The sequence below is a fragment of the Providencia sp. AGC89 genome (genome assembly GCF_053543535.1).
The window spans coordinates 1-9588 of record NZ_JBIXLP010000016.1 but is presented as its reverse complement, the minus strand read 5'-3'; the positions used below and the strand labels follow the sequence as shown (position 1 = coordinate 9588).

The 9588-nt window shown below is 44.4% G+C and carries 6 protein-coding genes and 1 pseudogene; all 7 read left to right on the top strand.

Annotated features, from left to right (window positions below; genetic code table 11):
* Window positions 1-196: pseudogene (locus ACIPUA_RS05470) on the top strand (conjugal transfer pilus assembly protein TraH); the annotation flags it as partial.
* A gap of 12 nt (window positions 197-208) precedes the next feature.
* Window positions 209-3100: a conjugal transfer mating-pair stabilization protein TraG gene (gene traG, locus ACIPUA_RS05465; RefSeq protein ID WP_449059404.1), complete on the top strand. Its 2892-nt coding sequence runs from the start codon at window positions 209-211 to the stop codon at window positions 3098-3100.
* Complete coding sequence (locus ACIPUA_RS05460; protein ID WP_449059403.1) at window positions 3097-3597, top strand: hypothetical protein; 501 nt, start codon at window positions 3097-3099, stop codon at window positions 3595-3597. Before traG ends, ACIPUA_RS05460 begins: the two co-directional genes overlap by 4 nt.
* Window positions 3598-3694: 97 nt before the next feature.
* Complete coding sequence (locus ACIPUA_RS05455) at window positions 3695-3901, top strand: TraR/DksA C4-type zinc finger protein (RefSeq protein ID WP_036965596.1); 207 nt, start codon at window positions 3695-3697, stop codon at window positions 3899-3901.
* Window positions 3902-3955: 54 nt separating this feature from the next.
* Window positions 3956-4345 carry a hypothetical protein gene (locus ACIPUA_RS05450; RefSeq protein WP_322958021.1) on the top strand — a complete coding sequence of 130 codons (390 nt, stop codon included), beginning with the start codon at window positions 3956-3958 and terminating at the stop codon, window positions 4343-4345.
* A gap of 211 nt (window positions 4346-4556) precedes the next feature.
* Window positions 4557-6779: a type IV conjugative transfer system coupling protein TraD gene (gene traD / locus ACIPUA_RS05445; protein ID WP_449059402.1), complete on the top strand. Its 2223-nt coding sequence runs from the start codon at window positions 4557-4559 to the stop codon at window positions 6777-6779.
* On the top strand, window positions 6779-9588 hold a 2810-nt coding region (gene mobF, locus ACIPUA_RS05440; RefSeq protein WP_449059401.1), incomplete at its 3' end, for a MobF family relaxase. The genes traD and mobF, both read left to right, overlap by 1 nt.

Below are 9588 nucleotides of genomic sequence, written 5' to 3'. Positions count from 1 at the left end.
ACCGCTACGGGAAAATATCGCTGAAGCCTCACGCCAATTGGAATCCCTGCAGCAAATGGTCAATACCAAAGCCAATGTCTTGATTGAGCTGGAGCGGCAAATGAGTTACTTGCGTCAACAAACCTCCAGTCAGCTGCAAGAACGTTTTATGCAAAACACCCGCTTTAATATCGTCACCCCTGAAACCCAAAAATAAAGGAGCCGCAATATGGCCGTGATAGATACCGTCTATGTGCTCGGCGGCGGTGAATACATGATGCAAGTATTCAACGGTGTCGCTGCATTGATAGGCTCTGATACGTGGGACTCCATGTTCCGCATTGTATTATCGATTTCTGCGGTATCGGTACTGATATCGTTTATGAAAGCCCATGACCCGAAAGAGCTAATTAAATTTACCGCGATGATTGTATTGGTCTCCAGTGTGTTGTTAGTACCCAAACGGACGGTGCAAATTATTGACCGTACCAACCCGACGGGGGTCTATTTAGTCGATAATGTCCCGTTAGGGTTAGCGGCACCGGCTAAATTTATTACCTCGATTGGAACGGGATTGACTGAGTTGTATGACATGATATTCCATACCCCTGATTCATTGACTTACAGTAAAACCGGCATGTTATTTGGGGCAAATCTGGTCGGAAATCTCAGTGATGCGATGATGGTTGATGGTGATTTGGCGGAATTGATGGGGCTTTACACCAAAAACTGTGTCATTGGGGATATTTTAATTAACCATAAATATTCATTCCAAGAGCTGATGAGTAGCCGTGACCCTTACACGCTCATTTTCCAAAAACCAAGCCCGTTACGCGGCATTATTGTGCCCTACGGTAACACTGCTGCCGTTGGCGCTAATGGTGTTGCACAAAGTGGTTTCTGGACGTGTGCAGATATAGCAAAACATGTCTTAATGCCAAAACTCAATATCGATACACAAACGGGCGGAAAAACCTGGAATTACATGGTGAAACAAATCTTTGGTGGCCGTCCTGATGCTAATGTGTTGTACAGTAATATGATGGGCGATAGCTATAACTTTTATTACCAGGGGTCAGAAACCGCCAGTCAGTTGATGCGAAATTCCGTGGTGATGAACGCGCTTAAAAACGGTATCAGTGCTTACAGTGCGCAAAGCGGCGATACCGCCAGTTTAGTGAACCTCGCATCCACGTCGTCATACAATAAAATGCGATTAAGTTGGGCGACGTCATCCCAAGTGGCGGTTTCCTTTGTGCCGATATTGAATACCATTTTATTGTCGTTAGTGATTGCGCTCTTTCCTATCTTTATCTTACTGGCGGTCATTCACTCATTATCGGTCAAAATGTTATTCAACTACATCATGTCCATTATTTACCTGCAATCCTGGCCACCGATGTTTGCCATTTTAAATTACGCGACCAGTTTTTACTTGCGAGGAAAAACGGGCGGATTGGATTTTAATCTGGCCAATCAAGCCAGTATCCAACAAATGCACAGCGATATCGGGTTAATTGCCGGTTGGCTATCTATATCGATACCGTTTATTGCCGTTGCTATAGTGAGAGGGCTAGGTCCTGCAATCGCACAAGCGGGGAATTATTTAGGCACCGCCATCAACAGTTCGGCGACAGCCACTTCCTCACAAGCAGCGGACGGAAACTGGTCATTTAATAATATGCAATCAGGCAACGTAGCTGGCAATAAATGGGATACCAATGCCAGCTTCCGTGATGGTCAGATGACACGGCAACTGGCCAGTGGGGCAAGCAGCACGGTAACCAGTAGTGGCCAAGAAGTCATGGATATTAGTGGCGCGATGTCGCGACTGGCTGTATCCATTAAAGGCAGTAACGCCGCGGTAAGTTCGTTACAACAAAGTGCTAAACATGCCGAAGTGCAAGCAATGAATGCTCAGAAAATGAACCAACATGCGGTGAACAGCAGTTGGAATATGTTATCGCAGTTTCATACACAAAATGGCAATAGTGCAACCTTATCGAAGCAAAGTGATAGTGGGGAAGGTGTTAATCGTCAAGCTGCCATGGATAAAATTTGGAGTATTGCTGAGTCTTATGGCAAAGCGAATGGGTTGACGACACAAGCGTCATTCAATGAATTGATGGACAAAACATCTAGGGGAACGATAACAGCAGGCACTAAGGGGGAGTTAAATTCACCATTTAAAGGAATTATTGGTGGTGTTGGTGTTTATGGGGATGCCAATGTTTCCGGCTCAACGGGGTCTTCACACGGTACGCAAGAATCCAGTAATGAGAGTAAAGACATGCGTCATGACCAAAATGCACAGTTACAACAGCAATTTAGAGAGGCAAGGGATTATTTTGACCGCAACAGCGTGACAACCGGTGCGAGCCAAAATGACAATGAAGCAAATTCCCATATCCAACAATTCGCCGCCTCGCTCAATGTTGCAGACACTTATCATGAGCAGTATGCCTTGAATAAAACGAAGAGCCAAGAATACAGCGATATGGCGAGCTGGGCCCAAAATAATAGCGCACAAATTGACCGTGTCTTTGATCAGCAATTTGCCAGTTTTGTTCGCCAATATGCGCCTGACCGCGCGGATGAATTGCTGGGGAACACCAGTGACCCGATGGTTGCTAAAGAGTTGGATGGTTTGGCGAAACAGTTTGTCGATACCAATCTGCTCCCTAAATTGAAATCAGATTACGCGAATAACCATGGCAAAATTGAATCCATGGACAATACCGAATCGAGTTATCGCGGGATGTCAGAAGGGGATATTCGCTATCAACATGATGCCAATAATGAGGTTATTCAAGGTTTAGCGGATGATGCGGAGGTTAAACATAATGTGAAATCCAGTGTCGAGACGAAACAAAATCAAATTGAGCGAGATATTCAATCCACAAAAGAATATATCGATAAAGGAAAACGACCAATTCAACAAAAACAAGTTGAACTCGAGCAAGAATACAAAGACAAGAAACAAAAACACGAAGAAGGACTTGCTAAGGAAAAAGAAAATCAAAAATTACTGCCCGATCATGATAATTTAAAAGAGCGGGTTGAATTGCAACCGACTTGGCCACCTACCGTTGCCATTAACAATAATAAGGAGCGTAAATGATAAAGAAGCCGATAAGTATACTGTTAATATTTTTTATTTCATTTTTTTCGTTTGCCAATGTTACTGTGATTGGTATTACGATAAATGAAGACAGAAAAGAGGATGTCTTAAAAAAATATAATGTAGTCGAAGACAATAATGGGAATTTCATATTAAATCCAAGTGAAGTGCCAATTGAGGGGGTAAGGAGTGCTGGGGTTGGCTTCGATAAAAAAAGTGGTGTTGTTAAATATTTAGTTATTGGTCACAATAATAGTAAATATGATTATTTTTTTGATCTATTAAATAAAAAATATAAGTTGGTAAAAAAAACGAAACCATCACCTGGAGCACGTTACTCAGAATTTGAAAAAGATAATGTAATAATTATTTTGAATTCAAATTATGAATCTGAAAACATGCTTATTGCCTATGTAGATAAAAATATAAAGATGGAGGACGATGAAGATAAAAAGAAAGAAAATCAACGAAAACTTAAGGAAATAGATCAATTGTAATCTGTGTAATCCTAACGCACTTCGTTTGTTAACAGTCTATTCCCCTAAATAATAAATTTTTCAGGGGAATAGACTGTCTCGTCTCAAGAGGTTTCCAATGGCTGATGAAATTGATGTCTCTCAAGCTGAGAGCGATTTTTTGCTGTCTCTAAGATTGAGTCAACGTGCTCAATATCAGGGGCAGAGTGCAAAAGTGTGTGTTGAGTGCGGTGACAATATCCCGCTGGCTCGTCGGATGGCGTTACCTGGGGTTCAGCACTGTGTGTGTTGTGTCGAACGCCAAGAGTTGTTCCGTCCCCGATAGTTAATTTTGTGAATTATTCCATTCTTTGATATGCCTATAAAAACCGAGGTTATAATGAAAAAATTAATGTTTAATAAAGTCGTGCTTTTGAGCTCACTTTTACTATTATCCCACACCGTATTAAGTCATGAAATGAAAAGTCCCTACTCCGAACAAATTATTACCCAATGTGCACGGTATGTTATTGGTCATCAACAGCCGAATCAGTCTGATAAGGCTTATATTCGTGAGTACCTAACCTATTTTGGTGAGCACGGTTTGAATTCGACTAAGATGAGTGACTATCTCACCCGACGCCCTAAATTGTTGTCATCTGAAAATATCGGGCAATTCATTACGTTACTTGAATTAGAGCGTGATTTTGGGGTGACATTGTGCGCGACTCAAACTCAGGAACATCTACCTATTTTAAAGGAAAAATTAAATCTCAATGAAATTGAGTGAAATTCATTTTTAATTAAACTCAATTCTTTTTTATAACGCAAAATTCTTTGTGTGATATTTTTTTATTGAAATGATTACGTTAAATAAATTGAAAAAAACCGTTTTATTTAATTGAGAATCTAATTCTCCATCGATAATGTCAAATAAGAAATAATGAAGAGGTTATTCATTATCCTCTATGGTTTCCTTTTACTTTCAGAGTGATTATATTATGAGTTCAACCAAGCATATTACGCAGGGTGGACAAGTCTTTAGCTATATGCTCGGCATGTTCATGCAAGTCAATAAGCGAATATCCTTTTGGCTTATTCTGCTTTTCTTAATGATCTTCCCGATTATTTTTTATTTTAAAGTGCCACTACAAGAAATTAAAAATGGTGGATTATATTGGTGGTTATATTTAACCGCAGGCGGTGAAAAAGCCTTATATCGCGTGGCGCCTATTTATGAAGTGGATTTTGATGGTCAACTTTATCGGTTTACCTCAGATGCGATATTAAAAGACGATTACATGATCTATGCCGGTAATATCGTGCTACAAGAATTGGGATTATCCCTATTATGGGCGTGTATTGTCATTATTGTGCTGTTTTTTGTCATCTACCGAGTATTTCATGGCTTAGGTAAGCGTCAAGCGAATGATGATGTGATTGGTGGGCGTACATTAACTGAAGATATTAAGTCCGTTCGTAACCTGCTTCATGCACGACGCGAAGCGTCACCTATTACTTTTGACGGATTACCCCTGAAGCTCAACAGTGAAGTCCAAAATATGTTGATGCACGGTACGCCAGGGTCAGGAAAGTCCAATGCCCTGAATAAATTACTTATTCAGCTTCGTAAGCGAGGCGATATGGTGATTGTCTATGATAAAGGGTGTTCGTTAATCAAACAGCATTACAATGAAAATATCGATAAGTTACTGAATCCGCTTGATAAACGATGTGAAAATTGGGATTTATGGAGTGAATGTGTCACGACACCCGATTTTGACAGTGCATCTAATACGCTCATACCTCAAAGCACCTCGGAAGATCCGTTTTGGACGGGCTCAGCGCGTACTATTTTCACTACGGTGGCCTCAAAACTGGGCGCTGATCCAAAGCGCAGTTATAACAAGTTATTACGGACGTTACTGGCCATTGATCTCAAAACGTTACGCGCGTATGTGGCGGGGACGGAAGCCAGTAATTTGATGGAAGAGAAGGTAGAAAAGACCGCGATTTCTATTCGCGGTGTTCTGACCAATTACGTCAAAGCCCTGCGTTACCTACAAGGAATTGAGCGTAATGGCAAACCCCCTTTTGCTATCCGTGAATGGATGAAAACCGTCAATGAACCGAAAAAACGTCACGGTTGGTTGTGGGTCACCAGTAATGAGCGGGAGCATGAGTCACTAAAACCGTTAATTTCCATGTGGTTATCGCAAGCCGCAAATACCTTATTGGAAATGGGCGATAACCGAGAGCGCCGTGTGTGGTTTATCTATGACGAGCTGATTTCCTTGCATCAGTTACCGAATTTACCCCTTATCTTATCGCAAGGTCGTAAATTTGGCGGTTGTTTTATCCTTGGTTTTCAGAACAAGGCTCAACTGAATGTGACTTATGGGAATGAAAATGCTGATGCGATGATGGATTTACTCAATACCCGTTTTTTCTTTCGTTCACCCGATGAAAGTATCGCCAATTGGGTACGAGGGCAGCTGGGGCAAACGCGTAAAAAAGTGGCGAGCGAGCAATACAGTTTTGGTCCTGAAACCGTGCGGGACGGGGTGTCATTTAGTAAGCAACAAGAAGATGTGGATTTAGTTAACTACTCCGATGTGCAAAAACTGTACGATTTAACATGTTATATCACGCTTCCTGGGGACTACCCGGTCATTAAACTTGCTATGAAATACGAAAAGCTGAAAGTCATCGCGGAAGAATTTATTCCCCGACAAATCAATGACAGCTTAGACCAAGAGATTGAAGCTGAAATTGACGAGCGGTTAAGCCTAGGAGCGCTTCCTGACGTGGTCAATCAGACCATTGATAGCTTAATTAGCGGCAAACCGATTGAAACACACGTTGATACGGCACAAAACAATATCGCTCCGGAAGTGGCTCAGACTCAACCACAGTCTATCGTTGAGCTCACATCGCAGTCAGTCACACAAAGCTCCACGCCGATAACAACGGAAACCGCAGCATCCGACAATTCACCGGAAAACCAAGGCGGGCAGGAGGTCATCATTGATAGCGTCAAAGTGAACACCGAAACAGGGGAGATTCTCGGACGCGTTATTGATGAGGAACAAAACCCACAAGACCTGTATGACAGTTACACGCGCATGCGGCAGGACGAAAAGGAAATTTTTAACCGACCCAAACCTTCCCAAGAAAAGCCAAAACACATAAATGATGATCATGATGAACCGGAGATGTGGTGATGCTGACTGTTGCACCGATTGCCAATAATGCGGCAAATTATTATACCCATGAAGACAATTATTATTTTCTCGGCAACCTTGAAGCCCGCTGGATGGGTGAAGGTGCTAAATCCCTGGGATTAGAAGGCGAAGTCACTAAAGACCAATTAGGTGAGATCCTTGAAGGGCGCTTACCCAATGGCCAAAGTCTTGAACGCATGGAAAACGGTAAAAATGCGCACCGTGAAGGGCATGACTTAACGTTTTCAGCCCCTAAAAGCGTGTCGGTTCTCGGTATTGTACTGGGCGATAAACGGATGATAGAGGCTCATAATCGTGCCGTTGAGGTTGCGCTCCATGAAGTAGAAGCTCTTGCCTCTACACGGATGATGGTTGAAGGTAAAACATCACTGGAAATGACCAAAAACCTTGTCGTTGCGGCATTTAACCATGATACGTCTCGGGAGCATGATCCACAGCTCCATACGCATGCACTTGTGATGAACATGACAGAACACAATGGTGAGTGGCGCACGTTATCCAGCGATACACGAAGCAAAATGGGGTTCAGTGAAGCATTGTATGATTTACGGATCGCATTAGGGGAAATCTATCAAAATACACTGCGTAAAGAGATTGAAGGGATGGGATTTAAAACCCACAACGCAGGACGTAATAGTTTGTGGGAAATGGATGGTGTTCCTGTAACGCCCTTCTCTCAACGTCGTCAGCAAATCCTTGATGCGGTGGGGCATGAAGCCTCACTCAAATCTCGTGATGTGGCTGCCCTCGATACCCGTCAGGCGAAAACAACCCCTGAAAAAAGTGAATTGCTAACTGACTGGTTTGACCGCTTGGATAAAAATGGCTTTGGCCCTGAAGAACGCAAAGCGTTTTACGCTGAAGCCGAGCAGCGCCTTGCCAAAGGCAAGATGGGCGATGCCTCTCGGGAGATACAGCCCGATATTACCCGCGCCGTCACCGATGCCATCGCATTACTCAGTGATAAGCAACTTAGCATGACCTACAGCCAAGTGCTCGCCAAATCGTTAGGTGGTTTAGAAGCCCGTGCGGGCATGATAGCGCAGGTACGTGAAGCCATCGATGTGGCGATTGAACAGCGTCAACTTATTCCACTGGATGAGAAAAAAGGGTTGTTTACCTCGTCCATTCATTTGATGGACGAGCTGAAGTTACAACAAATCGCCACCGACATGAAGCAACATAACCGCACGGTCAGTTTTCAGGCGCGGACAGAGGCCCTCAGTCCCGTGATGGAAAAAGTAGCCGATACGTTACCCAGTATTGCGATTGTGGCCAGTCAAGGGCTTGGTAAAGCTCAGCGAGACGGGGTATTAGACGGTGTCACGATGGCCCAATCACAAGGGCGTGACGTGGCGGTGATGACCCTTGATACAACCAGTCGTCAAGCCTTTGCCAATGATAAGCGTTTTGCTTATGTTCCGAAAATGACCCTGGGTGACGGTCAACCGCTTAAACCCAACAGTACTTTGGTGGTTGCCAATGCCGAAAAACTGTCATTGAAATCGGCCTTATCTCTACTGGAAAGTGCGCAATCTGCCAATGTGCAAGTGCTCATGATGGACAGTGGCGGCCGCAAAGGCACGGGAAACGTGTTGGCAACGTTACAAGATGCGGGAGTGCCGCGTTTTCAAGGCGAGGCTTCATCTGTCTTGACGGTGAAAACCGCGCATATACCCGATAAAAATCATCGTTATGCGGCACTGGCGGCGGATTACGCGCAGCTGCACAGCGACATGAAACCCGTGGTTGCGCAGGTCAGTGGAATTCGGGAGCAAAAAATCGTGACCGATACCATTCGCCAAACGCTCACCGAGCGCGGAATGCTCAGTGAAAAAACGGTGACATTGACCCAGCTCAAACCCGTGTGGCTCGACAGCCATTCTCGCAAGCAAATCGACAGCTACCGTGAAGGCATGGTGATGGAGCGTTGGAATGCGGACAAAAAAGAGGTTGAGCGTTTTACCATTGACCGCGTCACCCCTGAAACCCGTTCCGTCACCTTGCTTGACAGTCAAGGGCAAAAACAGGTGATGAAACCGCAGCAATTTGATGGTCAGTGGAGTGCGTATCAGCGTCAAACGATGGAAATCGCCCAAGGTGAACAGTTAACCATACTGGCGAAGCAAAATAAGCTCTCTGCACGTGACAGGGTCACGGTATCGGGGTTTATGCCAAACGCCATTATGGTCAATTTCAACGGCAAAACGCACCGTATTGATGTACGGGACGGTATCAAGGCCGATTATGGTTATGTTACCGCGCCAGGGCAACAGGCTAACGATACGGGCACAGTGTTATTGGCCGCGTCTGCGCGGGATACGCAGCCGACCTTACTGAATACCGCTGCACGCAGTGGTGAACATATTACCGTGTATACGCCACTGGATAAGATGGAAACTGAGCGTCGTTTATCGCGTTCGCCAGTCTATCAGCAAGCGCGACAGTTAGCGGGGGTTGAAGGATTAGACAGCAAAGCCATTGAACAAGCGGCCGATAAAGCCACGGAAGCGTTATTGTCTAAGCCCGAAAAAGCCCTGCAACAAGGCATGACATTAGCGCAAGAGAGTCAAGTTTTTTTCTCGCGCATCGATGCGATTGCCAAAGCGTTACCATTACACAACTCGCTCGACAGTCAATCGCTGGGGAAAGCCTTTGACCGTTTAGTCGCCCAAAAAACCATCATCCCCGTGACCAGTGGTAAAGGGGCGGCCCAACAACACTACGTGACGGCCAGTACCTGGGAGATGGAAAAGCAAATCCTCACGACGATTTTAGCGGGCAAAGA